The organism is Saccharopolyspora gregorii (genome assembly GCF_024734405.1).
Classification (GTDB): Bacteria; Actinomycetota; Actinomycetes; order Mycobacteriales; family Pseudonocardiaceae; genus Saccharopolyspora_C; species Saccharopolyspora_C gregorii.
Genome location: NZ_CP059556.1, coordinates 5,420,557 through 5,446,031, shown reverse-complemented (window position 1 = coordinate 5,446,031; position 25,475 = coordinate 5,420,557). Strand labels below are relative to the sequence as shown.

Sequence of the window (25,475 nt, the reverse complement as noted above, 5' to 3'; positions counted from 1 at the left end):
CCGCACGGCCGGATCACGGCGCGTCGACCTCGGACGCGATCTCCGCGCTGAGGGTCGCCGCGGTCAGCTCCGCGCGGGAGCGGTAGCCGGTGCGCTGGAACAACCTGGTCAGCCGCGCCTCCACGCCCTTCTCGCTGGACCCGACCACGGTGGCGACCTGCGAGTTGGTGAGGCCGTTGGCGATGAGCACCCCCAGCAACCGCTCGGTCTCGGCGACGGTGGCCTTCCGGCCGGGCACGGTCACCTTGCGGGCCCGCATCAGCAGCCGAAGCCGCGCCCGGGGGATCAGCGCGTCCAGCTCGCCGTACAGCTCGTAGGCCTCGACGAACGCCTTCTCCGCGCCCAGCCCCGCGACGGCGACGGCCACCAGCGCTTCGGCGAGTTCGCGGGAACGTCCGCCGTTCCTGCTCAGCGCGACCAGCCGCGCGGCGGCGTCCCGGTCCTGGTGCACCAGCACCCGGGCGAGCAACCGGTGGCGCCGGGAACCGACCGCGGCGATCCGCTCGGCGCGGTTGCGCGCGGCGTCCAACCGCCCGGAGGCGAACTCGGCTTCGGCCAGCCACAGGTGCAGCTCGGCGGTGCCGGCCACCACGCCCTGCCGCTCGGCGGCCGCGATGCCCGCCGCGATGAGGTGCCGCGCCCGCTGGTGGTCGCCGACCGCGCTCTCCAGCTCCGCTTCGGGCAGCACGAGCAGGTGCGGCAGCAGCAGGTGCCGCGAGCGGGCGTCGGCGAGGACGGCGCGGGCCCGGTTCAGCTGGCCGCGGGCGATGAGGATCCGCGCCATCTCGCGCAGCGCCGCGGTCCCGCCCGGCGCGCTGCCGTGCACGGCGGCGGTGGCGATGCCGAGCCGGGCCTGGTGCAGCGCGCGGTCCCACCGGCCCGCGCGGCTCGCGTCGATCGTCGCCGCCGTCGTGGTCTGCGGCCACGACCGCTCCACCGCGGGGAGCAGCGCGCGCAGCAGCACCCGCCGCACGTCCCCGTCCTCGACCGGCTCGGCCCCGGGAGCGTCGACACCGAGCCGCGCCGCGGCCGCGCGCCGCACCAGGCGGCCGAACGGCAGCGCGTCGAGCTCGCCGACGGCGGTGAGCTCGGTGTGCGCGTCCCGCCAGCGGTCCAGCAGGCACAGCGCGACCGCGCGGACGACGGGCCACTCCGCGGCATCGGCCCACGGGGACGGTGCGGCGATGAACTCCTCCAGCGCGGCGGGACCGCCGGCGCCCGCCAGCGCCACCACGTGCACCAGCAGCGCCTCCAGGCGGGTCCGGTCCGACAGCCGGTCCGGTTCGCGCAGCAGCAGCTCGGTGCTGCCCGCCGCGGAGGCGAAGCGCTGGAGCAGCGCGCAGGTCGTGGCGTGCCGGTGCAGCGCGGCGATCCGATCGGCGGGATCGGTGCACAGCTCGACGGCCGTGCGCAGCCAGCGGTCGGCGAAGTCGGGGCGCCGGCCCGCGACCTCGGTACCGCGAGCCAGCAGCTCCGCCGTCGCGCGGTCCCGGTCGACGAGCTTGCCCGCGTCGGCCAGCCGCTCGCCCAGCTGGTCGCCGTCCGTGCAGGTCGCGGTGCCGGACCACACCGCCTGCACCGCGAGCTGCGCGGTGCGGGAGCGTTCGTAGGGCCCCAGGTACGCGGTGATCAAGGTGGCCAGCATCGGCACCCGCAACCGCCAGCCGGGCCCCGGCGCCAGCACGCCCCTGGCGCGCAGCGCGGTCAGCGCCTCGTGCACCCGGTCCGGTTCCAGGCCGGTCGACTCGGCGATCAGGCCCGGGACGTCGCCGCGCAGCGGGTGCAGCAGGGACAGGGCCTTGACCACCGCCCAGCTCGACGATTCCGGGTCGAAACCGGAGAACACCGGGTGCGTCAGCGGAACCCGGGGGATCCGCTGGTCGACCAGGTGCGCGTGGTGGTCGACGACGCGCAGGCCCCCGGTCCGCGCGAACCCGTCGACGGCGGCGCGCACCAGCGCGGGCAGGCCCCGGCAGCACGCGCGCAGCCGGGCGACGGGGCCCGGCGCGGGGGCGGACCACAGCAGGTCGGTGAGCATCCGCTCCACCTCGGTGGTGCGCAGCGGCCGCAGCCGCTCCTCGTGCAGCAGCCCGCGTTCCCGCAGCGACCCGGCGACGGGGCCGGGGCCGTCGACCGGGGTCGGGAACGCGCAGACGAAGGTGACCCGGGTCCCGGCCAGCGCGCCGACCGGCCCGGCCAGCGCGGCGAACACCTCGGGCGAGATGAGGTGGGCATCGTCGACCAGGACCACCACGGGGTCGCGGCGCGCGGCGAGCGCGGCGCACAGCCGGTGCAGCGAGGGCGCGGTGCGCCCGCAGGCGTCCAGCAGCCCGATCTGGTCAGCGACCCAGGCGACCAGGTGCGCGACGTCGTTCTCCGGCCGGACGAGCGGCACCTCCGCGGTGGTCACCTGCTGCTCGGCGAGCAGGGCGCGCACCCGCGCCAGCACGAGGCTGCGGCCGATGCCCGGCGGACCGGTGATCGCGACGACCGGGGTCGCCGACTCGCAGGCGTCGAGGACCCGGGAGATGACCTCTTCCCTCCCGTGCGGGTGCGGGCCGGGGAGCGCCGCGCCCGAGCGGTGCTCCGGTGGGGTCGACGTGCTGCGGGGTCGGTGCGTCGCATTGCTCACGAAGACGAGTATTCCCGGCGTTCCCGGCGGGAACGGGGTGCAGATGCTGATCAATTCCTTACGCGATCCTTAAACGTGACCGGGATCTTCCGGAGTTCTTTCGCGGTTCTTAAATGCCTCGGTCGAAGCCCTTGCCGTGCGGGTCCGGCCCCGTCGGCGCGGGCTAACCTGCGACCCGGCGAGGACAGGACCGGTGGTGCCCGCGCGGCGCCGGGGAGGGGAGCATGGGACGCGAACAAGGATCGGTCGAAGGCCGGGACGACGTGCTCGCGGCGCTGCGGGACGGCCCGCGCGCCAGCGCCGCCCGCGGCCGGTCGGTCGTCCTGCGCGGCCAGGCGGGCATCGGCAAGACCCGGCTGATGGAGGCCGCGGGCAAGCGCTGGCGCACCGACGGGATCCGGGTGATCGACGTGCGGTGGAACGCGGCCGGTGCGCGGCACGGGTTCGACGCGGTCCTCGACGCGGTGCGCCGGGAGTTCTCCTCGCTGCGCGGTGACGCGGGCCTGATCGACCGGATCGCCGCGCTGAGCAGGCTGTGCGCGAGCCCCGCCGACGCCCCCGGCTGGGCCTCCGCCGTCATCGCCGGGTTCGGCGAGGTCTTCGAACGCATCGGTGCGCTGGGGCCGACCGCTGTGCTCGTCGACGACGCGGCGGCCGCCGCCGACCCGCTGATGCTGATGCTCGTGGTCCGCAGGCCGGGCTGCCTGGTGCTGTCCTCGGTGCGGGACGAGGCGGCGGGCTCCCCGGCGGCCGCCGAGCTGCTCGCCCTGGCCGACGACGTGTTCGACCTGGAGCCGCTGTCCGGCGCGCACGTCGCCGCGGTGACCGGGGACGAGCTGGGCGAGGACGTGCACCGGTCGCTGCGCGCGGCGCTGGGCCCGCTCTACGGCAACCCCGGCGCGGTGCTGGCGGCGGTGCGGGGGCTGCGCGAGCGCGGCCGCCTGGTCGACGGGGGCGGCGGCGGGCTCGTGCTCGCCGACCCGGCCGAGCCGATCGCGCTGCCCGCCGCGCACGACCTGCCGCGCCGGGTCCGCGAGCTCGGCCCGCTCGGGCCGCGGATGCTCGCCGCCGCGGCCACGCTGGACGGGCTCGACATCGAGGAGTTGCCGTCGGTCGCCGAAGCCCTGGGTGAGCAGCTCGTCGAATGCGGCCGCATCGTCGACCGGCTCGTCGAGCTGGGCGCGCTGACCGGCGACAGCTGGGACGACGTGGCGTGCCTGTGCCCGGCGCTCGGCGCCTGGGCCGAGGCCGCGGACCCGGACGCGCCGCGAGCGCTGCGCGCCGCGGGGGTCGCGGTGAGCCGGCTCAGCGTTCCCGGCCCGCGACGACCGGCGGCCCGCACCGAGCGCCCGGCGCCCACGCTGTCGCGCACCGAGGCCCGCATCGTCGAGATGGTCGGCGCCGGCCTCACCAACCGCCGGATCGGGTCCGCGCTCAACCTCAGCGAGAAGACCGTCGAGGGCTACCTGACCAGGTTGTTCGCCCGGACCGGCTGCAACTCCCGGGTGGAGCTGGTCGCCGCGAACCTGCACGGGCGCCTCGACTCGGGCGCCGCGCGCGGAATCGCTGCGTGACCACTGCCGCACCGTTGCCGCAGCACCCCGCGGCGTCGCCGCCCACGAGCACCGCCGAGAAGCGGCTCGTGCTGGTGATGCAGGACGAACCGACGGTCACCGAGGTGGTCGGCGACTACCTCCGCGCGGCCGGCTACCTGGTGGTCGTCGCCGACGGCGGCACCGCCGGACTGGAACTGGTCCGCAGGCTGCGGCCCGACCTGGTGGTGCTCGACACCTCGTTGCCCGGCATCGTCGTGCACCGGTTCCGGGAGGAGGTGCGGGAGATCCCCGGTTCGCTGCTGCTGCCCCTCGCCGGTGGTGCCGAGGACGACCCGCCTCGGCGGTTCAGCCCGCGCGAGCTGGTGTCGCGGGTGCGGCAGGCGCTGCCGGACGAGGCGGCTCCGGCCACCGACGTCCTCGCCGTGGGCGACCTGGTGCTGGACCGGGACGCCCGGGTCGTGCGCAAGGCGGGGCGGGACCTGGAGCTGGCGGAGCCGGAGTTCGACCTGCTCGCCTTCCTCATGCGCCACCCGGGCCGGACGTGGCGCCGCGACGAGCTGGCGCGCGGGGTGGGGGAGCACGACGGCACGGCGGCCGTGCTGTGCACCGTGCGCAGGCTGCGCGAGCTGATCGAGGACGACCCGAGCCGCCCGCGGCGCCTGGTCACCGTGTGGGGCGCCGGGTACCGCCTCGAACCCGGCGCGGGGTGATCAGCCGGTGGCCAGGTCGCCCGCGAGGTCGGTCGCCCACGAGGTCCACGGGCCCGCGGCCGGGCCGCTCTGCCGGATGCGGGTGAGCGAGCCGTCCGAGCCGATGCCGTACACGCACAGCCGCTTGGAGAAGTCCCGCGCCACCGCGGTGAGCTCGACGACGTCGCCGCCGCGGTCCTTCCACTCCTTCCACCCGGTGCGCCCGGGCCCGGACTGGAAGCTCTCGTGGACGGCGCCGCTGGCGTCCCTGGCGAACACGACCAGCGATCCCTTGGCGTCCATCGCGACCCCGGGCCGCTCGGCGAACAACGCGGGGCCGGTGCGCCAGCTCTCCCAGCCGCGCCAGTCGGTCCACCGGTCGTACGGGCCGAGCTCGGTGCTCTGCCGGACCTCGCCGGACGGGTCGAGCGCGAACAGCTGCAACCGGTCCTGGAAGTCGATCGCCACGGCGGGGGAGGTGCCGACGGTGCCGTGGATGGCGCGCGGCGGGCTCCACGTGTCGCCGCCGGGCTGGTGCTGGGATCGGGTCCGCAGCACGCCGTCGGTGCCGAGGGCGAACAACGTCAACTCGTCCTGGGCGTTGATGTGGACCACCGGGTCGTCCTGCACCGGCGGGACGCCGGTGTCCTGCAGCCCGCTCCAGGCGCCGGTGCCCGCCGTCGTCTCGTGGGTTTCCCAGACGGTGCCGTCCGCCGAGCGGACGAACGCGAACATCCGGCCGAGGGAGTCCTGCGCCACCGCCGGGGTGCCGACGAGGTCGCGCCCGCCGAGTTCGAGCCAGGTACCGGGCTGTTCGGCGTCGGGGTCGATCTGCGGGTCGTAGGTCAGCACGCCCTCGGTGGAGACCACGAACGCGGCCATCCTGCCCTGCACGTCGGTGAGGGCGACCGGGTCTCCGCCCGCGCTGCCGCCGAGGTCGACCCAGCCGGTGGTGGTGTCCTCGATCTTGCCGCTGTGGTGGGTGCGCACGACGGTCCCGGCCTTGCTCCTGGCGACGTGGGTCAGCCGCCAGCCGCTGTCCGGCACCACTCGCGACGCGGGTTCCTTCGAGTAGCCGTTCATCACCCCGCCGCCGGCCGGCACCGAGGATCCCGGCGGCGACACGGATCCCGGCGCCGCGATCGGTCCTGGTCGTCGAAGAAGCCGATCAGCGCGATCGGCGCCGCGACGAGCAGGGCGCCGACCGAGCCGAGCAGCAGCAGCCGTCGCCGCTCGGCCTTGCGCCGGCCGATCCGGGGGATCGGCATCGTCCGGGACTCGTCCGGTTCGGGCAGCGTTCGCGGGGTGGGCCGGTTCTCGCCCGGGTTCCCACCGGAAAGATCGTTGACCGAGTACAGAGGCACTCGCAACCTCCATCTTGCGCAGCAAGATTTTCAAATGTGGCATTACCACTCCGACTGGGCCGGTCGGGTGGGGAGGCCGCCCCGGCGGGCGCGCGTCAACCCCCCGCCAGCGGTAGCAGCACCTCGAAGCAGCACCCGCCCGGCACGTTGCGCACCGACACGTGACCCCGGTGGGCCTGTACGACCCCTTGCGCGATGGACAACCCGAGCCCACCGCCCCGCTCGGCGCCGGGCGTGCGCGGCGCACCCCGCCAGCCCACGTCGAACACCGCGGCCAGGTTCTCCGGCGGGATCCCGCCGCACTCGTCCGAGATCGACACCACCGCCCAGCCGCGCTGCGCCCGCACCCCGAGCGCCACCGCCGTGCCCGGCGGGCTGTACTGCAGCGCGTTCGAGAGCAGGTTGTTGAACACCCGGGTCATCATCCGCTCGTCCACCGCGGCGGTGACCGGCTCGACGTGGTCCGGCCGCAACCGGATGCCGCGCCGCACGGCCAGGTCGTCGAAGCCCGCCACCGCATCGCTGACCAGGTCGTCGACCGCCACCTCGCGCAGGGTCAGGTGCAACGTCCCCGACTGGAGCCGGGACAGCTCGAAGAGGTCGTCGACCATGTCGCTCAGCCGGTCGGCGTCCGCGCGGATCTTGCGGCAGTAGTGCGGGAGGTCGTCGGCGACCCCGTCCTCCAGGGATTCGGCCATCGCCCGCAACCGGGCCAGCGGACTGCGCAGGTCGTGCGAGAGCCACGCGACGAGCTGCCGCCGCGACGCCTCGATCGCCTGCTCCCGCTTCCGCGACTCCGCGAGCTTGTCGCTGGTGGCCCGCAGCTGCCGGGCCAGATCGGCGAGATCGGCGGTCGGCAGCTCGTCGGTCAGCCGGAACCGCTGGTCCCGGCCGAAGTCGCGCGCCGCGTCCGCCAACCGCCTGCTGCCCCGCACCACCGAGCGGCCCAGCAGCAGGCCGATGCCGATCGAGACCACCCCGGCCACCGCGTTCACCGCCAGGTTCGTCGACACCGGCAACCGGTCCGCCCCGACCAGCAGCACCACGGTGAGCACGCTGACGTTCATCGCGCACACGGTGATCACGACCACGGCGACCAGCGAGACGTCCACCGAGCACCGGCGCAGCATCCGCAGCACCGCCGCCCCGAGCAGCCCCACCCCGACCGACTCGCAGGCCGCGATCAGCACCACCGGCCACGGGCTCACCGGGCGGCTCCGCCGGGCGGGTCGAAGCGGTAGCCCACGCCCCACACGGTCACCAGCGCCGTCGGCCGCGACGGGTCGTCCTCGATCTTCGAGCGCAGCCGGCGCACGTGGACGGTGACCGTGGAGGCGTCGCCGAAGTCGTAGGACCACACCTCGCGCAGCAGCTCGTCCCGGCGGAACACCCGCCCCGGGTGGTCGAGGAAGAACGCCAGCAGCTCGAACTCCTTGTTGGTCATCGTCAGCGCGCGCCCGGCCTTGGTGACCGTCCGCGCGGCCTCGTCGACCTCCAGGTCGCCGACCCGGCGGACCGGGCTGCTGGGAGCGGGCGGCATCGCCGTCGTCCGGCGCAGCACCGCCTGCACCCGCATCACCAGTTCGCGGGGGCTGAACGGTTTGGTCAGGTAGTCGTCGGCGCCGACCTCCAAGCCGCGCAACCGGTCGTTCTCGCTGCCCATCGAGGTCAACATGATCACCGGGACCTGGCTGCGGGCGCGCAGCCGGTGGCAGACCTGGATGCCGTTGAGGCCCGGCAGCATCACGTCGAGGACCACCAGGTCCGGCGACGTCTGGTTGGCCAGTTCCAGGCCGACCGCGCCGTCCGAGACGACCACGGCGCTGTACCCGGCCCGGTGCAGGTAATCGGAGATCACCTGGGCCACTTCGTGATCGTCCTCCACGACCAGCACGCGCTGCCCCGCGGCGCGCGAGCCGCCGTCCGTAGCCGCACCTGGCTGCGTCATGTTCCGATCCTGTCCCCGATGTCGAGTTCGCCACTCGCCGCCGGCGGGCGCCGGCGCGCTGCGCAGCGGCGGGCGGTCCGCCTGGGATCTTCCTCCTGCGGTGTGCACCGCCGCCGGTGGGGGCCGCCCGCCGCCCCGGCCCGGGCTCCCCGGATGTCCGCGACCACCGGCTACCCTCCCGCGCAGCGCCGGGGCACGGGGTCCCGGCCGAGTAGCTGGACGGTGGCGCGGGCGTCCGGCGTCCCGGCGGCGACCGTGCACACGATCTGCTCGACGGCGGTGCCGGACAGGTCGGCGGCGGGCATCGACGTGCTCACCAGCACCCGCCCGGGCGGGCGCGTGCTCACCGCGAAGGGCACGGCCTCCGGGGGGACCTCGCTGCCGAGACCGCGGGCGCGCTCCTCGGCGGTGGGCCCGATCGCCAGCAACCGCAGCGCATCGGCCCTGGACATCGCGGGGCCGGGCCGCGTGGTCGCTTCGAGCCGCCCGTCCGCTACCAGGTACAGCGTGGTCCCCGCCGCGGGGTCGGCCACGCCGCTCGGCGGCGAGGACCCGGTGATCACCCCGCTGGAGCGCACCCCGCACCCGCCGGCGGCGAGCACCGCGATGCCGAGCGCGAGCACCAGCCCGTTCCTGCGCTTCACGGTCGTCCACCTCCGTCCCCGGAATCCTCGGCCCACCTCGGCAGGGCCAGCGTGAACACCGCCCCGCCTTCCGGGGCGTCGTCGGCCGCGATGCCGCCGGTGCGCTCGCCGTCGCGGTGCAGGCGGGCGTTCTCCCGGGCGATGGCCAGCCCCAGCCCGCTGCCCTCGGACCTGGTCCGGGCGGTGTCGGCCTTGTAGAAGCGGTCGAAGACGTGCGCGCGCACCTCCGGGCCGAGCCCGTCGCCGGAGTCGCGGACCACGAAGGTCAGCCACCGCTCGTCGGCGCGCAACGAGACCGTGACGGGCGGCCGCCCGTGCCGCAGGGCGTTGCCGACGAGGTTCGCGAGGACGACGTCCACCCGGCGCGGGTCGAGCCGCGCCACGACCTCCTCCGGCGGCAGTTCGACCCGCACCCGGTCCCACCAGCCGCGCGAGCGCAGCGTGGTCCGCACCAGGCCGGTGACCTCCAGCTCGTCCAGCGCCAGCGCGGCCACCTGCGAGTCGAACCGGCTGATGTCGATGAGGTCGTTCACCAGCCGGTCCAGGTTGCGCGTCTCCTGGCCGACGAGGGCGGCGGCGTCCCCGGCGTGGGCGGGGAGCCGCTCGGCCTCCTCCTCCAGGAGGTCGCTGACGGCGACCATCGCGGCCAGCGGGGTCCGCAGCTCGTGCGAGACGTCGGCGACGAACCGGCGCGCGTCGGCCTCCATCGCGCGGAGCCGCTCGACGTGCGCCTCCAGCGCGGCGGCCGTGTCGTTGAACGTGCGCGCCACCTGCGCCAGCTCGTCGGAGCCGCGGACCTCGATCCTGGTGCGCAGGTCCCCGCCGCCGAGCCGCCGCGCCGCCTCGGCGAGTTCCCGGGCCGGGCGCAGCACGCCGCGCGCGGACAGCACCGCCAGCGTGGCCGCGATGACGGCGGACGGCCCGGTGCCGCGCGGATCGACGCCGATGGCGGCGGAGCCCGGCCGGAATGCTGATCCGGGACGGCCTGGGCGGCGCGGGAGCGTCCGATGTGGATGGACCGAGCAGAGTGTCCGATGTGGACCAGTGGCGGTAGCGGCGCCCCCTCGGTGTGACGTGCGTCGCAGTGCCTTGAGCATGACGTTGCGGCACGGCTTCTCCTTCTCCTCGTCACCGGATGTCGATCGAGGAGCGAAGGCCATGACGAACGTGGAACAGGAAGTGCGGGACGAGCGGCCGACCGAGCGCATCGAGGCCGTCGCGGCCGAGGCGCCGAAGCCGTCGGTGCTGGACCAGGTCGGCGGGCCGGTGGGATTCGTGTACTCCACGGCACCCGTCATCGTCTTCGCCGGGGCGAACTCGTTCCTGCCGCTGCCGGTGACCATCGCCGTCTCGGTCGGCGCCGCCGTGCTGCTGACCGCGTTCCGGATGCTGCGCGGCGAGAAGTTCGCCTCCGCCGTCGGCGGGCTGGTCGCGGTCGGCGTCGCCGTGGGACTCGCCGCGTGGACTGGGTCGGCGAAGGACTTCTTCGCCATCGGGATCTGGGCCGCGCTGGCCGGGTTCGTGCTCACCGCGGGCTCGCTGCTGGCCCGGCGGCCGGTGACCGGCGTGGTCTGGAACCTGGTGCACGGCGGGACGAACCCGTGGCGGGAGGACCGGCCGAGCCTGCGCGCCCACGACCTCGCCACCCTCGCGGCGGCGCTCGTGTTCGGCGCCCGGTTCGCGGTGCAGCAGTGGCTCTACGTCATCGACACGACCGGTGGGCTGGCGGTGGCCCGCGTCGCGATGGGGACGCCGCTGACGGTGCTCGGCGCGCTGGTCGTCGTCTGGGCGTTCCGCCGCAGCAGCAAGCGCCTCCTCCGGAAGTCGTGAGCGGACCGCACGCGCAGCAGACCCGGAGGACGACCGTGACCGGCACCGCCACCACCGGATCCACCGCCGAATCCGCGACCGGATCCGCGACGACCGAACTCGACCCGGCCGGGTCAGCCCCGGCCGGGCCCGGCGCCACCGAGTCCGGCGCCACCGAACCCGCCGCCACGGCACGCCCGAGCCTCCGCGACCGGTACCGCGGGCAGCGGGAACGAGCCCGCCGCAACCGCGCCGCCGAAGTCGCGTGGCGTACCGGGGTCGGCATCGCCGGTTCCGCGGTGCTCGTCGCCGGGATCGTCATGATCCCGTACCCGGGGCCGGGCTGGGTCGTGGCGTTCGCGGGCCTCGCCGTGCTCGGCACCGAGTTCGAGCCGGCCCGCCGCGCGCTCGCCTTCCTGCGCCGCGGGTACGACCGGTGGGACGCGTGGCAGCGCGGGCGGCACCCCGCGGTGCGCCTGCTGCTGCTCGCGGGCACCGGCGCCGTGGTGCTGGGCACGGTGTGGCTGCTCGGGGCGCTGGAGTTCGGCGCGGGCCTGATCGGCCTCAACCTCCCGTGGCTCGCGTCCCCGCTCGGCTGACGTGCCGGGCCCGGCCTACCGGCAGGCGGCGAGCGCCTCCGCCGCGGTGCGGTTGCCCGCCGTGGTCCGCGCGAGCGCCGCGAGGGACGCCCGGTGCGTCGCCTCCTCGGCGGCCGCCGTGCAGTCGGTGATGACGTGCACGTGGAAGCCCAGGTCGGTGGCGTGCCGGGCGGTCTGCTCGACCGTGAGGTCGGTGGCGACGCCGGTGAGGAACAGCGTCCCGACCCCGCGGTCGCGCAGCCGGGCGGGCAGGTCGTTGCCCGCGAGCCCGGACAGCTTCTGGTTGTCCACCACCAGGCCCGCTCGTCCGGCCAGCTCCGGGACCAGCGCCGCGCCCGGCGCGTCGGGGCGGAACGACTCCTGCGCCTCGCCGACCGCGCGCATGAACTCGGTGTTGCGGACCAGCTCGCCCTCCCCGGCGGGAACGGTGAAGCGGGTGAAGACCAGTTCGGCGCCCGCCGCGGCGGCGGCAGCGTGGAACCGCGCGGCGCGCGCCACCACCCCGCTGCGCGCGACCGGAGCGGCGAGCAGGTCGCCGAAGAACCCTTCCGGTGCGATGACGTTGACCTGCCAGTGCAGCGCCAGCACGGCGCACTTCCCGCTCATGCTCCGATCCTCCCGCCCCCGGGCAGCGAACCGCCCGTCGGTCGCCCGGGTGCCGGCGGTGGTGGTCAGCAGGCGTCCCAGGAGTAGCGGAGTTCGGCGGCGCCGGCGGGCATCTTCACGTCGGTGAGCTCGACGACGCGGTCCCCGCTCCACGTGGTGCGGCGCACGTGCAGCAGCGGTGCGCGTTCGGTCTCCAGCGCCCGCCGTTCCAGCTCGGTCGCCATCGCGGCGGTGACGACCTCCTCGTAGCGGGTGGCGCCGTGGCCGAGCTCGTCGAGGCGGGCCGGTGCGCCGCCCGGCCCGGTGTCGGGGCGCTCCAGCGCCGTCCCGGCGGTGATCGACCGCGGGAACCGGGAGACCGCCAGCAGCACCGGGTGCCCGTCGGCGCGCAGCACCCGGTCGCGGACGCAGATCTCGTCCCCGGCGTGGATCCCGAACGGCTCGGCGAGGTCGGCGGCCGGTTCGAACCAGACCTGGGTGGACGAGTCGGGGACGAAGCCCTGCGCGGCGGCCTCGGCGAGGAAGGCCCCCTCGTTCCGCTCCCGGCGCGCCCGGCTCAGCCGCTCGCGGGCGTCGAGCCGCGCCACCCGCGGCGGGCCGGTGGCCGCGCCGCCCTCGTCGTCGTGCTCCGCCGCGCTCATCGGCCCCTCCTCGGGTGGGCTGCGTCGTCCGCGGGTCATCGTCGCACCGCGCCGGTGCCGGGCCGCGGAACCGCCGCCGGAGTCGGCGTCGCCGATCGGGTGGTCGCGGTCCTCGCGGCCCGAAAAGGCACCGGGTGCCTTTCGCGCGGGGATCGCCGGAATGGGGTCCCGGCGTTGTCGCGGTGCGCAGCTCCGGTTCCCGGTGATTCGGTCCGCTGATTTCCCCGGTTCGCCGGTGAAATGCGCGACGCGGTGCGGAAAATGGCATGTCCGCCCGCGTGGTGGGGATCGTCGCGGGCTCGGGACCAGCGCAGGAGTCCTGATGCCGAGGACTGCTGATTTCCCTAGAAGGCGGGCTGGATGCTCGGTTTCTCCGTTGATCGCCGCTGGGAGCACCGGGGGCGCTGGTGCCTCTCCGGTCAACACTGGGAATTCCACTAGATCAACTTCCGGTAGTCCTGGAATAGGCGACCGGACCATTCGGCGACTTCCCCGGGCCTTGAGGAGAAACATGAGCGTCACGATCGACTCCGTCGTGCACACGATGATCGGATCAATGGTCTCCGATCCGACGGACGCGTTCTTCTTCGACCACCCGCTGGACCACCTGCCCGCGATGCTGCTGCTCGACGGCATCGCCGGGCTCGCCTCGGCGTCCCCGGGCCGAGTCGCGGAGCTGGCCGTGGAGTTCCACCACTTCTGCGAGCTCGACCGCCCGGTCGAAGTGCTGATGAGCAGCCCGGCGACCGACGGGGAGCGCTGGGACGCGTACTGCTCCTCCGGCGGACTCGTCGTCGCCGACGGGAACGTGTCGCTGCGCGACCACCACGACCCGCCGCCACCCGGCCCCGTGCTGCCCGCACCGGTACCGGTCGATCGGGAGCTGGTGCACCGCCACCGTACGGAGAACGTCGCCATCGGCGACTTCACCGGCGACGATTCCGGTTGCACCGCGCGAATCCTCGACTTCGCGCCGGACCACGCGCTGCGCCGCCGCGACCCGCGGCACCGCTCCGCGCTCGAACTCGTCGAAAGCGCCCGCCAGTTGATCACCCTGGTCGGGCACCAGGTGTGGGACGTGGCGCACGACTGGAAGTACGTGCTCAACGGGGTCCGGCACGAGCAGCGCCGCCCCGTCGCCGCCACCGAGGACGTCCGGCTCCGCACCACCACGATGACCATGCGGCGCAAGCGCGTCGAGTTCGCCGTGGACCTGCTCGCCGCAGGCGACGTGATCGGCTCCGTCCGGCTCACCGGCATGATCGTTCCCCCGCGCGTGTACGACCACCTGCGCTGGGCCAACCGGGAAGCAGCACGATGAACCGCAAGCTGGAGAGCCTCTTCCCGCCCGCGATCTTCCTGTGCGGGATGCTGGTGCTCGCCTGGGGGATCGGCGGCCGCCTGCTCGACGGTGATCCCGCGTCCGGCGAAGCCGCCGTCCTGCTCGCCTACCTGGCGTGGACGCTGCTGGAATCCCGCGTCACCTTCCAGGGCTCGGTGCAGGAGACCAGTTCCGCCGACCGCGGCAGCCTGCAGCTCTACGGGCTGTCCCGGCTCGCCGTCCTCGCCGCCGTCGCGCTGCCCCCGAACACCTGGGACGGGTGGGGGCTCGGTCGCACCGCCGCCGTCGCCGTGTTCTTCGGTGGGGTCGTGCTGCGGCTCACCGCCGTGCACCGGCTCGGCCGCTTCTACTCGCACCGCGTCCGCACCGTCGACGGGCACGCGATCGTCAGCACCGGGCCCTACCGGCTGGTGCGCCACCCCGCCTACACCGGCATGGTGTTCGCGCACCTGGGGCTGGTCGCCGCGTTCCTGAACCCGTACGGGGTGCTCGCGTTCGCCGCGCTCATGGTGCCCGCCGTGGTGCGCCGCGTCCTCGTCGAGGAGGACACGCTGATGCGGCTGCCCGACTACCCCGACTACGCGCGCGACCGCCCCCGGCTCATCCCGGCGGTGTGGTGATGGGACCGGTGACCGCCGCGATGATCCACGACGACGCCCGGCCGACCGGCGCGCAGGTCGGCAACAAGTTCGCGCGCCTCGCCGAGATGCGGGCCGCGGGCCTGCCGGTGCCGCGGTTCTGCTGCCTCGACGCCGCCGTCTTCCGCGACGTGGCGCGCGAGATCGGCGGCGGGATCCGCCGCGAGCTGGACGGCATCGACTTCACCGACCGCGCCTCCCTCGACGCCGCCGCGAAGGCCATCCGCGACCTGTTCCTCGACGTCCCGTTCCCCGCCGGGGTCGAACGGTCCGTGCTCGACGCGTTCGACGCGACCTTCGCGCCCGGCTCGCTGGTCGCCGTCCGCTCCTCCAGCGTGGGCCGTTCCGAGCGGGAGAGCGAGGACTCCGCCGCCGACCCGTTCGCGGGCATGGGGGAGAGCTTCCTGTACGTGGGCCGGGACCGCGTCCTGGACCGGGTCCGCGAGTGCTGGGCGTCCGGGTTCACCGCCGAAGCGCTGCTGTACCGGCACGTCCAGGGGCTCGCGCTCGACGGGTTCGCGGTGTCCGTCGGCGTGCAGGAGATGGTGCTGGGCGCCAAGTCCTTCGTGCTGTTCACCTGCGATCCGGCCACCGGCGCCGACGACGCGGTGCTCGCCGCCGGGCACGGCATCGGCGAAGGCGTCGTGCAGGAGAAGGTCGGCGTGGACCACTACTTCCTGCGCTCGGCCACCGGCCGCTGCGAGTCGCACCTCGCGCACAAGCCGGAACTCCTCGGCCTCGACCCGGACCGCCCCGACGCCGGGCCCGTCCCGCTGCCGGTGCCGCCGGAACTGCGGGACGCGCCGGTGCTCGACGAAGCGCAGGTGCGGGAGGTCGCCGCGCTCGGCGCCCGGGTCGCGGCGCTGCTCGGCGCCCCGCAGGACGTCGAAGGCGTGCTCACCGAGGACGGCACCATCCGCCTCGTGCAGGCCCGGCCCATCGCGATCGACCTGTCCACCCGCAAGCAGTGGAGCAACGCGAACGTCACCGAGAGCTTCTCCGGCACCACGACCGCGCTGACCTACTCGTTCGCCCGGGGCTTCTACCGCACGATCTTCCACGACCTGTACCGCCGCTACGGCGTGGACCGGGCGCTGCTCGACGCGAGCGGGCCCGAGCTGGAGCGGATGATCGGCTACCTCGGCGGCCGCGTCTACTACGACCTGGACTCGTGGCTGCACCTGCACGGTCAGGTCGCGTTCTTCCCGCTGCTGCGGGCTTCCTGGGAGCAGATGATGGGCCTGCCCGTCAGCGGCGAGGGTTCGCTGCGCTCGCTGGCGCCGACGTGGCCCGGAGTGGTCGGCAGGCTCGCCGGTCCGCTCGCCCGGCTGCTGCGGGCGCTGGCCCGGCACGACCGGGCCATGCGCGAGTTCGAGACCTGGTGGGAAGGCGTGATCGCACCGCGCCGCGCGGTGGACTGGGCGCAGCGGGACCCGCTGGCCCGGATCGCGGACTTCCGCGCCGCGTGGCGGGAGGTCGGCGCACACTGGGGCGTCACGCTGATCAACGACTCGGTGCTGTCGGCCACCACCGGCGCCGTCCGCGGGCTGCTCGCGAAGTGGGCGCCGGGGCTGGACGAGGGCGTGCTCAACGACCTGCTGTGCGGCGGCGAGCGCAACCGCGGCGAAGCCGCCGTGCTCTCCGCCGTCGGCCTCGCCGAACTCGCCCGCGCCCGGCCGGAGTTCCTCGCCGCGATGGACGACCGGCCCGCCGCGCAGGTGTGGTCCGAAGTGGACGGTGGTCGGCACGGGGACGCGTTCCGCGCCGCGGTGCACGAGCACCTGCACCGCTACGGGGACCGCAGCGTGCAGGACCTGAAGATGGAACAGCCGACGCTGCGCGCCCAACCCGGCGCACTGCTGCGCACGGTCGCCGACTACGCCCGAGCCGGCCTGGACCGGGCCACCTTCGTCGAGCGGGAGGAGCGCATCCGCGCCGACGCCGAGCGGCGGCTCACCGCGGCCCTCGGTGCCCGCTCCCCGAAGCTCGCCGTGCTGCGGCGGCTGCTCGACAAGCTGCGCCGCAGCGTGCGGCACCGGGAGAACTCGCGCTACTGCCGCAGCGAACTGTTCGGCCTCGCCAAGACGGTCTTCCACTCGCTCGGCGAGGACCTCGCCGCGCAGGGCGTGCTGCGCTCCGCCGCCGACGTGGTGCACCTGACCGAGGACGAGGTGTTCGGCCACTTCGACGGCACCGGCGTCACCCGCGACCTCGGCGCCGTCGCCGCCGTCCGCAAGGCCGAATTCGAGCAGGACGCGCCGGAACTGCCCGAGCGGTTCAGCACCCTCGGCGGGGTCACCACCTCCCTCGGCGCCGTGCGGGCCGCCGCCGACCCCGGCGGGGGAGAGCTGCGCGGCCTCGGTTCCAGCAGCGGCCGCGTCGAAGGCACCGCGCGGATCGTGCTCGACCCGCGCGACCCCGTCGAACCCGGCGAGGGCATGATCCTCATCGCCCGCGAGACCGATCCCGGCTGGCTGTTCCTGATGCTCACCGCGAAGGGCATCGTCGTGGAGCGCGGCACCATGCTGTCGCACACCGCGATCACCGGCCGCAAGTTCGGCATCCCCACCGTGGTGTCGCTGCGCGGCGCCACCACCGCCATCCCGGACGGGGCGCGGATCGCCGTCGACGGCGCCTCCGGAGAGGTCACCGTGCTGGAGGTGCCGTCGTGACCACCACCGCCGCTCCCGGGGCGGGAGCTCGGCTGGGCCGGTTCGTGCTGGACGTGTTCCCGCCGAAGGTCTACGGCACGTACGCGGTGCTGTGGGTGCTCGCGCTGGAGGGGTCGCTCGCCGTCGTCGCCGGCGACCGGTGGGCGCCGTCGGCGGGCACGGCGGTGCGGATATGCTCGGTCGGCTTGGTGCTGCTGTACCTGCGGATGGTCGACGAGCAGAAGGACCTCGACTACGACCGGGAGCACAACCCCGGCAGGCCGCTGGTGCGCGGCTCCATCACCGCGGTCGAGCTGCGGCGCTGGATGCTGCTGTTCGCCGCGCTGCTGGTGCTGGCGAACGCGCTGGTCGAGGCGGTCTCGGTGGCGGTGTTGGCGCTGGACCTGGGTTACGCGCTGCTGCTGGTGGTGCTGGAGCGCCGGTCGGCGCGGCTGCGGGACGCGCTGTTCCCGAACCTCGCGATCACCTATCCGGTGCAGGTGCTGCTGAGCGTGTACGTGTGCGTCTCGGCCACCGGCGGGCTCGACCCGGCCGCGATCGGGTTGATCGGGTGCTTCTCCTGCGTGTTCCTGCACTTCGAGTTCGCCCGCAAGACGGCGTGGACGGCCCCGGCCGATGCGCGGCTGTACTCGAACGTCGTCGGGCCAGTCGGCGGCGCGGTGCTGGTGCTGGCCGCACCGGCGCTGGCCGCCGCCTCCGCCGCGGTGCTGTTCCGGCCGTGGGAGCTCGACGGCGCCGCCGACCTGGGGCGGCTGCTGCCGTACTGCGCGCTGGTGCTGCCCGCCGTCGGGGCGCGGCGGTTCTTCGGCGGCAGCCGCGCCTGGCCCGCCGGGCTTGCGATGACCTTCGTGCTCGGGTGGTACGCGGCACTGGTGTGCCAAGCAGCGGTGGTGAGCTGGGCATGACGGCACTGCTGGTGACGGGCGCGACCGGGTTCGTCGGCGCGGCCACCCGCCGGGCGCTGCGGGAGCGCGGGGTGCGGCTGCGGACCCTCGTGCACCACCGGCGCACCGGCGACGACGACGAGCAGGTCGAAGGCGACCTGGCCGATCCGGCCTCGCTGCGCGGGAGCTGTGCGGGCGTGGACGCGGTGGTGCACCTGGCCGCCGCCGTCGGCTCGGACCCGGACACCTGCCGGGCCGTCAACGACGCGGGCGTGCGGGCGCTGCTGGCGGAGGCGCGCGGCGCGGGCGTGCACCGCTTCGTGCAGCTCGGCACCGCCGCCGTCTACGGCCGCGGCGAGCACCGCGGACCCGCCGAGGACGAGGTGCGGCCCCGCCCGGAGTCGGTGACCAGCGAGACCCGGCTCGCCGGGGAGAACGCGGTGCTCGCCGCGGGCGGGACCGTCGTCCGCCCCTACTTCGTGTACGGCGCAGGGGACCGCTGGGTGGTGCCCGGCCTCGCCCGGCTGCTCGCCGCGACCGGCAGCACGATCGAGGGAGCCCGGCCCCGGCTCGGCATGGTGTGGGTGGACGACCTCGCCGAGATCATCGCGGCACTGGCCGTCGACGGCGCGCCGCCGGGCCGGGTGCTGCACGCGAACCACCCGCGGCCGGTGCCGGTCCGCGCGCTGGTCGACCGGATCGTCGCGGACCTCGGCGTTCCCGCGCCGCAGCGGGACATGTCCTACCGGGACGCGGTGCAGCGGCTGCCCGGCGCGGCCGACCAGCTGTCGCTGCTGGCCTGCGACCGGTACTTCGATTCCACCGCCGCCTGGCGCGGCAGCGGCCGGGAACCGACGCCGTTCGAGGTCGGCTTCGCCCGCTCCCTCGCCTGGTACCGCGCGCACCTCGCCGAGGATCGCGCGGGCTGACCGGGGAGGATGGGGCCCGGAGCAGCGGACAGCGGGAGGTCGTCGTGAGCGGAACGTCGGCGGGTGCCAGGCACCTCATCGCCATCGGCATCGGCGCGGGCGACCCGCGCCACCTCACCCTCGAAGCGGTCGACGCCCTCGGCCGCACCGACGTGTTCTTCCTGCCGGACAAGGGGAAGCGCACCGAACGGCTGCTGCGGGTGCGCGCCGAGATCCTCCGCGAGCACGCCGCCGACTCCGCCCGGACCGTCGCGATGCCCGACCCGCCGCGCGACCGCACCACCGCGGGCACCGACGAGTACCGCGCGCAGGTCGACGACTGGCGGCGGCGCCGCGCCGAGCAGTGGGCGCGGGTCGTGCACGAGGAGCTCGCGCCGGGGGAGACCGGCGCGTTCCTGGTGTGGGGCGATCCGGCGCTCTACGACAGCACTCTCGACGTCCTCGCGGAGATCCGCGCCGCGGGCGACCTCACCTGCGAGGTGGTCCCCGGCATCAGCAGCATCTCCGCGCTCGCCGCGCACCACGGCACCACCTGGACCCGGGTGGGCAGGCCCGTCCGCATCACCACCGGCCGTCCCGGCGTGGACCGGCCGGACCTGCGCGAGGACACCCTGGTGATGCTGGACGTGCCGGGAGCGATCGCGGCCCGGCGCGGCGGCGGCTGGTGGATCCACTGGGGCGCCTACGTGGGCACGCCCGACGAGCTCTCGGTCGCCGGGCCGCTCGACGAGGTCGCCGACCGCATCGCCGAACTCCGCGCCGAGGCCCGCGACCGGCACGGCTGGATCATGGACAGCTGCCTGCTGCGCCCACCTTCCTGAACCCCCCGGTCACTCCGCCGTCCACCGCTGAGAACCCGCCGGTGGCCGGGTTGCGTACGTGGTCGGCGGCTCAGCGGCTCCGCCGCTGCCGAAGAAGCAGGCGAAGAGCCCACCGGGCAAGGTTCGAAGACAGTCGGTCAGCGGTTCGCTCGCTGCCCGCTTTACCGGTGTGGCTGCGATTTCTGATGCACGGCCCACGCGTGGCGACATCGCCGTCCTCGTGAGGGAACCCGCGGCGGTGCCGGTTGCTCGGGGGTCGCCGCTCGTCGGCTTCGCCGCTGCCAGACAACGGCACGGCGGTATCATCCCCGCCGTGTGACGCCGGATCAGCCGCCCAGGTCCGCGGACAGCCAGTGCTCTGGGCGCATCCGGATCACCACGTGCTCGCCGAGCTGCGCCCGCTCGAACTCGACGAACTCGTCCACCCGCGACGCGGGCAGGTAGCGGGCCGCCATCACCCGGGAGCTCTCCACCGAACCCGGCTCGATCGAGAGCACCGGGCCCTCCACCGAAACGTAGCGGACCGTCGGCTCGGTGCGCTGCGCCAGCATGCTGAACCGGCCCGCGGCCCGGATCGCGCGGGTCTTCCGGGTGTCCGCACCCGTGTTGATCCACAGCTCGCCGCCGGGCTCGTAGTGGTACCAGATCGGCACCGCCAAGGGGGCGCGGCCGGAACCCTCGGCCACCGCCAGCGAACCGGTGTGTGGTTCGGCCAGGAAATCTTCGCGTTCCTGCTGGGAAAGAGCCATGCACCCGACGCTAGCCGCGACCCCTGACTGGTGCTCGACTCCTGCTGCTCGGGGGCGGGGTGGCGGAACCTCAGCGCCCTCCTCGCTGCGAGAGCGTTTCTCCGCCACATGCGAAAACGCCGTCCTCGCGAGGAGGGCGCCGAGAACCCGCGGCGGTGCCGGTCGCTTGCCGGGTCGTTGCTCATCGGCTTCGCCGCTGACAGGAAGAGCCTTGTCGTCAGTCGGCGATGAGGTGTTGCCTGCCGAAGAGAGTTGCGGCGTCCCGCGCAGTCGGGGTGCCCGCGTCCAGGTCGGCGCCCGCCTCGCGCAGCACCGCCACCACCTCGTCGGCGCCCTTGAACAGCGCGCCCGCGATCGGCGACTGGTCCCGCGCGTTGCGCCGGTCCGGGTCGGCGCCCCGGTCCAGCAGCGCGCGGACCGTGGCGGCGTGCCCGTGGTAGGCGGCGAGCATCAGCAGCGTGTTCGCGTCCGCGTCGGCCACGTCCACCGGCAGCCCGTGCTCGACGAACTCCAGCAGCTGCGCGGTGTCGCCCTCCCGGGCCAGGTCCATCGCGATCGCCACGACCCGCTCGGTCTGCTCCGGGGTGAGCCCGCCGTCGCTCATGGAAGTCCTCCCCAACGGAAGAGAAACCCCGGCGTGGCACGCGGAACCGCGCGCCACGCCGGGGAATTCGGTATCGACTCAGAGGTTGCCGGCCGCCAGGGCCTCCACTGCCTTGCGGACGCCCTCGCCGTAGGCGGGGTCGGCCTGGGTGCAGTTGTGGATGTGCCGCTCGATGGTGGCCTGCGAGGCACCGTCGATCGCGCGGGCGGTGTTCGCGAACAGCACCTGCTGCTGCTCGGCCGTCATGCTCCGGAACAGGTTCCCGGGCTGCTCGAAGTAGTTGTCGTCGTCCTCGCGGTAGTTGAACCGGTCGGCGACGGCCCCCACGGCCTGCTGCGGCTCGCGGTAGGCGGGCTGCTCCTGCCAGCGGCCGTACGAGTTCGGCTCGATGCCCGGGGTCGCACCCTGGTTGCCGTCCACGCGCATCGCACCGTCGCGGTGGTACGAGTTCACCGGGATCTTCGGCGCGTTGACCGGGATCTGGTGGTGGTTGACGCCGAGGCGGTAGCGCTGCGCGTCACCGTAGGAGAACAGCCGGCCCTGCAGCATCTTGTCCGGCGAGTAGCTGATGCCGGGCACCACGTTCGCGGGCGTGAACGCGGCCTGCTCCACGTCGGCGTGGTAGTTCTCCGGGTTGCGGTTGAGCTCCCACTCGCCGACCTCGATCAGCGGGTAGTCCTTCTTGGACCACACCTTGGTCAGGTCGAACGGGTGGAACCGGTAGCCGTCGGCGTCCGCCTCCGGCATGACCTGCACGTACAGCTTCCACTTCGGGAAGTCGCCGTTCTCGATCGAGTCGAACAGGTCGCGCTGGTGCGACTCGCGGTCCTTGCCGACGAGGGCCTCGGCCTCGGCGTCGGTGAGGTTCTTGATGCCCTGCTGGGTGCGGTGGTGGAACTTCACCCAGAACCGCTCGCCCTCGGCGTTGATGAAGCTGTAGGTGTGCGAGCCGAAGCCGTGCATGTGGCGGTACGACGCGGGAATGCCGCGGTCCGACATGACGATCGTGACCTGGTGCAGCGCCTCGGGCAGGTTGGTCCAGAAGTCCCAGTTGTTCTCGGCGTTGCGCATGTTGGTGCGCGGGTCGCGCTTCACCGCGTGGTTCAGGTCGGGGAACTTCAGCGGGTCGCGGAAGAAGAACACCGGGGTGTTGTTGCCGACGAGGTCCCAGTTGCCCTGGTCGGTGTAGAACTTCAGCGCGAAGCCGCGGATGTCGCGCTCGGCGTCGGCGGCACCGCGCTCACCGGCCACGGTGGAGAACCGGGCGAACATCTCCGTCTTCTTGCCGATCTCGGAGAAGATGCTCGCCGAGGTGTACTGGGTGATGTCGTTGGTGACGGTGAACGTGCCGAACGCGCCGGAGCCCTTGGCGTGCATGCGGCGTTCGGGGATGACCTCGCGGTCGAAGTGGGCCAGCTTCTCCAGGAACCACACGTCCTGCAGCAGCATCGGGCCGCGGGCACCGGCGGTCATGGAGTTCTGGTTGTCCGGAACCGGCGCGCCCGCGGCGGTCGTCAACGGCTTCTGGTTGTTCTCCGGCAAGATCGGCTCCTGTTCGGGATTCATTCGGTTCGCGCGCGGCAGGCCGGGCAGGTGCCCCAGTAGGTCACCTCGGTCCGCTCCAGGGTGAATCCCCGCGAGTCGCGGACGTCGAGGCAGGGCGCCTCGCCGACCGCACCGCGCACGTCGGTGATGCCGCCGCAGCCGCGGCACACCAGGTGGTGGTGGTCGTCCCCCACGCGGGTCTCGAACCGGGCGGGGGAGCCCGCAGGTTCGATGCGCCGCACCAGGCCGGCCTCGGTCAACGCGCGCAGCACGTCGTAGACCGCTTGGGTGGACACCGAGCCGAGCTCGCGGCGGACCGCGGTCGCGATGGCGTCGGTGTCCGAGTGGGGGTGGTTCGCGACCATCGACAGCACCGCCACCCGCGGGCGCGTGACGCGCAGCGCGGCGTCGCGCAGGAGTGCGGTGGCGTCGATGACCGGCATGACCCGAGACAACCAGCTTTTCTGGAATTAGTCAAGTTTAGCTGCGGCGCGGCGTGGCGCCCCGAAGATCACGTCTTCGCAGGTGGGGAAGGCCCTCGCGCAAGTACCGGCCCCGCGCGTTCGCCCGACCGGGGCCCGAAGTTCACCGCACCCCGTACGCGGTCGCGGTCCACAGGTGGAACACCGCGTGCGCCCGATGCGGCGACCACCCCCGCGCCCGCTCCGCCGCGGCCGCCGCGGACTCCGCGTCCAACGCCCGCCGCAGCACCAGATCGCCTGACGGGAACGCGTCCCCGTCGCCGAACGCGCGCAACGCCAGGTGTTCCACCGTCCACGGCCCCACGCCCGGCAGCGCCAGCAGCTCCCCGCACACCTCCGCACCTGGGCGCAGCGGCAACCCGTCCGCGACCGCCGCCGCCAGCGCCCGCACCGTGCGGGCGCGGGACCGCGGCACGCCCACCGCGGTCCGCAACTCCTCCAGCGGCGCCGCGGCCAGCACCTCCGGCGCGGGGAACGCGACCAGCCCGCCCGGCTGCGGCTCGCCGTACTCCGCCAGCAACCGGGCCGCGAACGTGCGGCCCGCCGCCACGCTCACCTGCTGGCCCAGCACCGTCGACACCGCGCCCTCGAACCGGTCCGCCCAGCCCACGACCCGCAGCCCCGGCCGGGCCGCCACCAACGGCTCCAGCAGCGGATCCGCCGCCAGCACCGCGTCGATCCGCGCCACGTCCGCGTCCAACCCCAGCCAGTGCCGCACCAGCGCCGCCACCTCCTCCTCGGCGCCACCGGCCTCCCCGGACACGGCCACGTGATCCGCCGCCAGCCGCACCGACACCTCGGCAGGACCGCCCGCCAGCGGCAGCAGCCGCCGCACGCACCGCCGCTCCCGGTCCACCCGCTCCGCGCCCGGCAGCGCGTGCGCCGCCAGCGCCGCCACCGCCGCATCCACCGCGAACGGGCCCCGGATCGGGATCCGCAGCATCACCGCTCCGGCCACAACCCGGACGAACCCCGGCGGTGGCTGCCCAGCAGGTGCGTGTCCACCATGCCCACCGCCTCCATCAACGCGAACGTCGTCGTCGGACCCACGAAGCGGAAACCATTGCCGCGCAACGCCTTCGACAGCGCCACCGACTCCGGGGACGTCGTGGGCACCTCGCTCATCGAGCGCGGGCGCGGCGTCCGCTCCGGGCGGAACGACCACACGAGCGCGTCCAGGCCGCCCTGCTCGCGCAACGCCACCGTCGCCCGCGCGTTCCCGATCGTCGCCCGCACCTTCGCCTGGTTGCGCACGATCCCCGCGTCCGCCAGCAGCCGTGCCACGTCCTCCTCCGCATAGGCCGCCACCCGGTCCGGGTCGAAGTCGTCGAACGCCTTCCGGAAGGCCGGGCGCTTGCGCAAGATCGTCGCCCACGACAACCCGGCCTGGAAGCCCTCCAGCGAGATCCGCTCGAACAGCGGCTGCTCGCCCCGCACCGGCAATCCCCACTCGGTGTCGTAGTACTCCCGCAGCAGCGGATCGGCGGCCGCCCACGGCGGACGGGCCAGCCCGTCCTCCCCGACGATCAGGTCCCGCTCGCGCACGCTTCTCCTCCGCGTTCCGGGGCCAGTCCAGTGACCCGCAGGGTGATGTTGAGGCGGCCCGAGCGCAGCCCGCACGCCGGGTCCGCCGTGCCCGGGCGCACCGCCGGCACACCGTGGTACGCCAGCCGCGACGGGCCGCCGAACACGAACAGGTCCCCCGAGCACAGCTGCACATCGGTGTGCGGGTGGCCGCGGGACTCCGGGTTGCCGAACCGGAACACGCAGGTGTCGCCGATGCTCAACGACACCACCGGTGCCCGGGACAGCTCGTCCTCGTCCCGGTGCATGCCCATCCTGGCGTGCTCGTCGTAGAAGTTGATGAGCGCCGCGTCCGGGTGGTAGTCCGCGGCCTCCGCCGGACCGTACGCCGCGGCCAGCGCCGCCCGGCCCAGCTCGCCCAGCCGGCCCGGGAACGGCGCCACCCGCGCGCCGCCCGCGTCGTCGGCGGTGCGGCTGTAGGCGTACGGGTACCAGTGCCAGCCCAGGCACACCGTGCGCACCGACATCCGGTGCCCGCTCGGCAGCCGCGCCGCCCGCATCGGCACCGGGCCGCGCGCCCACTCCCGGCACGCCGCCACCAGCTCCCGCTGCCGGTCCAGGTCCAACCAGCCCGGCACGTGCACCGCGCCCGGCGCGACGACCCGGGGCGGCAGCGAGAACAGCGGTGCACCCATCGCTCCGATCCTCCTCCTCGGCGGAAGCCGGCCGGCACCCCGCCTCGCCGCGTCGTGCTGGGGGAGTGAACGGACCGTTCGTCCAACTAGATGGGACGAACG

25 protein-coding genes and 1 pseudogene are annotated in these 25,475 nt (G+C 74.3%); 10 read left to right on the top strand and 16 right to left on the bottom strand.

Features of this window, described 5'->3' with window-relative positions; all coding sequences use genetic code 11:
- Positions 1 to 13: 13 nt before the first annotated feature.
- On the bottom strand, positions 14 to 2,632 hold the full coding sequence (locus H1226_RS23740; RefSeq protein ID WP_258342781.1) for an AAA family ATPase: 2,619 nt from the start codon (positions 2,630 to 2,632) through the stop codon (positions 14 to 16).
- A 224-nt stretch (positions 2,633 to 2,856) separates the two neighbouring features.
- On the opposite strand from H1226_RS23740, the gene H1226_RS23735 reads away from it, so the two are divergent.
- Positions 2,857 to 4,206: a helix-turn-helix transcriptional regulator gene (locus H1226_RS23735; protein WP_258342772.1), complete on the top strand. Its 1,350-nt coding sequence runs from the start codon at positions 2,857 to 2,859 to the stop codon at positions 4,204 to 4,206.
- Positions 4,203 to 4,898, top strand: coding sequence for a response regulator transcription factor (locus H1226_RS23730; protein ID WP_258342765.1), 696 nt, complete (start codon positions 4,203 to 4,205; stop codon positions 4,896 to 4,898). The genes H1226_RS23735 and H1226_RS23730 overlap by 4 nt, the downstream gene beginning before the upstream one ends.
- On the opposite strand, the gene H1226_RS23725 is transcribed toward H1226_RS23730, so the two are convergent.
- The 6 genes and pseudogenes from H1226_RS23725 to H1226_RS23700 all read right to left on the bottom strand — a co-directional run.
- Entirely contained in the window at positions 4,899 to 5,981 is a 1,083-nt protein-coding gene (locus tag H1226_RS23725; RefSeq protein WP_258342762.1) for a hypothetical protein, read from the bottom strand. It abuts the gene before it with no gap.
- On the bottom strand, positions 5,960 to 6,241 hold the full coding sequence (locus H1226_RS23720) for a hypothetical protein (RefSeq protein ID WP_258342760.1): 282 nt from the start codon (positions 6,239 to 6,241) through the stop codon (positions 5,960 to 5,962). Before H1226_RS23720 ends, H1226_RS23725 begins: the two co-directional genes overlap by 22 nt.
- 95 nt (positions 6,242 to 6,336) lie before the next feature.
- On the bottom strand, positions 6,337 to 7,449 hold the full coding sequence (locus H1226_RS23715) for a sensor histidine kinase (RefSeq protein ID WP_258342758.1): 1,113 nt from the start codon (positions 7,447 to 7,449) through the stop codon (positions 6,337 to 6,339).
- Positions 7,446 to 8,189: a response regulator transcription factor gene (locus H1226_RS23710; RefSeq protein ID WP_258342757.1), complete on the bottom strand. Its 744-nt coding sequence runs from the start codon at positions 8,187 to 8,189 to the stop codon at positions 7,446 to 7,448. The genes H1226_RS23715 and H1226_RS23710 overlap by 4 nt, the downstream gene beginning before the upstream one ends.
- Before the next feature lie 170 nt (positions 8,190 to 8,359).
- Positions 8,360 to 8,833 carry a hypothetical protein gene (locus H1226_RS23705; RefSeq protein WP_258342751.1) on the bottom strand — a complete coding sequence of 158 codons (474 nt, stop codon included), beginning with the start codon at positions 8,831 to 8,833 and terminating at the stop codon, positions 8,360 to 8,362.
- A pseudogene (locus H1226_RS23700) lies at positions 8,830 to 9,756 on the bottom strand (ATP-binding protein); the annotation flags it as partial. The gene H1226_RS23705 and the pseudogene H1226_RS23700, both read right to left, overlap by 4 nt.
- Positions 9,757 to 9,991: 235 nt before the next feature.
- On the opposite strand from H1226_RS23700, the gene H1226_RS23695 reads away from it, so the two are divergent.
- A complete protein-coding gene (locus H1226_RS23695) occupies positions 9,992 to 10,663 on the top strand; it encodes a DUF3159 domain-containing protein (protein WP_258342750.1) in 672 nt (223 codons plus the stop codon).
- 35 nt (positions 10,664 to 10,698) lie between these two features.
- Positions 10,699 to 11,241: a TIGR02611 family protein gene (locus H1226_RS23690; RefSeq protein ID WP_258342748.1), complete on the top strand. Its 543-nt coding sequence runs from the start codon at positions 10,699 to 10,701 to the stop codon at positions 11,239 to 11,241.
- Positions 11,242 to 11,256: 15 nt separating this feature from the next.
- Here H1226_RS23690 and H1226_RS23685 read toward each other — a convergent pair whose 3' ends face one another.
- Both H1226_RS23685 and H1226_RS23680 read right to left on the bottom strand, forming a co-directional pair.
- Entirely contained in the window at positions 11,257 to 11,847 is a 591-nt protein-coding gene (locus H1226_RS23685) for a cysteine hydrolase (RefSeq protein WP_258342746.1), read from the bottom strand.
- Between the two features lie 65 nt (positions 11,848 to 11,912).
- Positions 11,913 to 12,488, bottom strand: coding sequence for a UTRA domain-containing protein (locus H1226_RS23680; RefSeq protein ID WP_258342737.1), 576 nt, complete (start codon positions 12,486 to 12,488; stop codon positions 11,913 to 11,915).
- A gap of 511 nt (positions 12,489 to 12,999) precedes the next feature.
- On the opposite strand from H1226_RS23680, the gene H1226_RS23675 reads away from it, so the two are divergent.
- The 6 genes from H1226_RS23675 to cobF are packed head-to-tail and all read left to right on the top strand — an operon-like array spanning position 13,000 to position 19,774.
- Complete coding sequence (locus H1226_RS23675; protein ID WP_258342736.1) at positions 13,000 to 13,809, top strand: AfsA-related hotdog domain-containing protein; 810 nt, start codon at positions 13,000 to 13,002, stop codon at positions 13,807 to 13,809.
- The gene (locus tag H1226_RS23670; RefSeq protein ID WP_258342734.1) at positions 13,806 to 14,450 is read left to right on the top strand and encodes a methyltransferase family protein; all 645 of its coding nucleotides are present in this window, start codon (positions 13,806 to 13,808) and stop codon (positions 14,448 to 14,450) included. Before H1226_RS23675 ends, H1226_RS23670 begins: the two co-directional genes overlap by 4 nt.
- Positions 14,450 to 17,140 carry a PEP/pyruvate-binding domain-containing protein gene (locus H1226_RS23665; RefSeq protein ID WP_258342733.1) on the top strand — a complete coding sequence of 897 codons (2,691 nt, stop codon included), beginning with the start codon at positions 14,450 to 14,452 and terminating at the stop codon, positions 17,138 to 17,140. Before H1226_RS23670 ends, H1226_RS23665 begins: the two co-directional genes overlap by 1 nt.
- Positions 17,137 to 18,045, top strand: coding sequence for a hypothetical protein (locus H1226_RS23660; RefSeq protein WP_258342730.1), 909 nt, complete (start codon positions 17,137 to 17,139; stop codon positions 18,043 to 18,045). Before H1226_RS23665 ends, H1226_RS23660 begins: the two co-directional genes overlap by 4 nt.
- Entirely contained in the window at positions 18,042 to 18,953 is a 912-nt protein-coding gene (locus tag H1226_RS23655) for an NAD-dependent epimerase/dehydratase family protein (RefSeq protein WP_258342729.1), read from the top strand. Before H1226_RS23660 ends, H1226_RS23655 begins: the two co-directional genes overlap by 4 nt.
- A gap of 44 nt (positions 18,954 to 18,997) precedes the next feature.
- Positions 18,998 to 19,774: a precorrin-6A synthase (deacetylating) gene (cobF, locus tag H1226_RS23650; RefSeq protein WP_258342727.1), complete on the top strand. Its 777-nt coding sequence runs from the start codon at positions 18,998 to 19,000 to the stop codon at positions 19,772 to 19,774.
- Between the two features lie 326 nt (positions 19,775 to 20,100).
- Here cobF and H1226_RS23645 read toward each other — a convergent pair whose 3' ends face one another.
- From H1226_RS23645 to H1226_RS23615, 7 genes are all read right to left on the bottom strand, one after another.
- The gene (locus H1226_RS23645; protein WP_258342724.1) at positions 20,101 to 20,523 is read right to left on the bottom strand and encodes a pyridoxamine 5'-phosphate oxidase family protein; all 423 of its coding nucleotides are present in this window, start codon (positions 20,521 to 20,523) and stop codon (positions 20,101 to 20,103) included.
- A 217-nt stretch (positions 20,524 to 20,740) separates the two neighbouring features.
- Positions 20,741 to 21,127 carry an ankyrin repeat domain-containing protein gene (locus tag H1226_RS23640; RefSeq protein ID WP_258342721.1) on the bottom strand — a complete coding sequence of 129 codons (387 nt, stop codon included), beginning with the start codon at positions 21,125 to 21,127 and terminating at the stop codon, positions 20,741 to 20,743.
- Between the two features lie 78 nt (positions 21,128 to 21,205).
- A complete protein-coding gene (locus H1226_RS23635; protein ID WP_309148758.1) occupies positions 21,206 to 22,669 on the bottom strand; it encodes a catalase in 1,464 nt (487 codons plus the stop codon).
- A gap of 20 nt (positions 22,670 to 22,689) precedes the next feature.
- A complete protein-coding gene (locus H1226_RS23630; RefSeq protein ID WP_258342719.1) occupies positions 22,690 to 23,115 on the bottom strand; it encodes a Fur family transcriptional regulator in 426 nt (141 codons plus the stop codon).
- A 142-nt stretch (positions 23,116 to 23,257) separates the two neighbouring features.
- Positions 23,258 to 24,097 (bottom strand): DNA-3-methyladenine glycosylase family protein, encoded by an 840-nt coding sequence (locus H1226_RS23625; RefSeq protein ID WP_258342717.1) that lies wholly within the window; start codon positions 24,095 to 24,097, stop codon positions 23,258 to 23,260.
- Complete coding sequence (locus tag H1226_RS23620; RefSeq protein ID WP_309148757.1) at positions 24,097 to 24,699, bottom strand: DNA-3-methyladenine glycosylase I; 603 nt, start codon at positions 24,697 to 24,699, stop codon at positions 24,097 to 24,099. The genes H1226_RS23625 and H1226_RS23620 overlap by 1 nt, the downstream gene beginning before the upstream one ends.
- Positions 24,681 to 25,373 carry an alpha-ketoglutarate-dependent dioxygenase AlkB family protein gene (locus tag H1226_RS23615; protein ID WP_258342714.1) on the bottom strand — a complete coding sequence of 231 codons (693 nt, stop codon included), beginning with the start codon at positions 25,371 to 25,373 and terminating at the stop codon, positions 24,681 to 24,683. The genes H1226_RS23620 and H1226_RS23615 overlap by 19 nt, the downstream gene beginning before the upstream one ends.
- Positions 25,374 to 25,475: the final 102 nt, after the last annotated feature.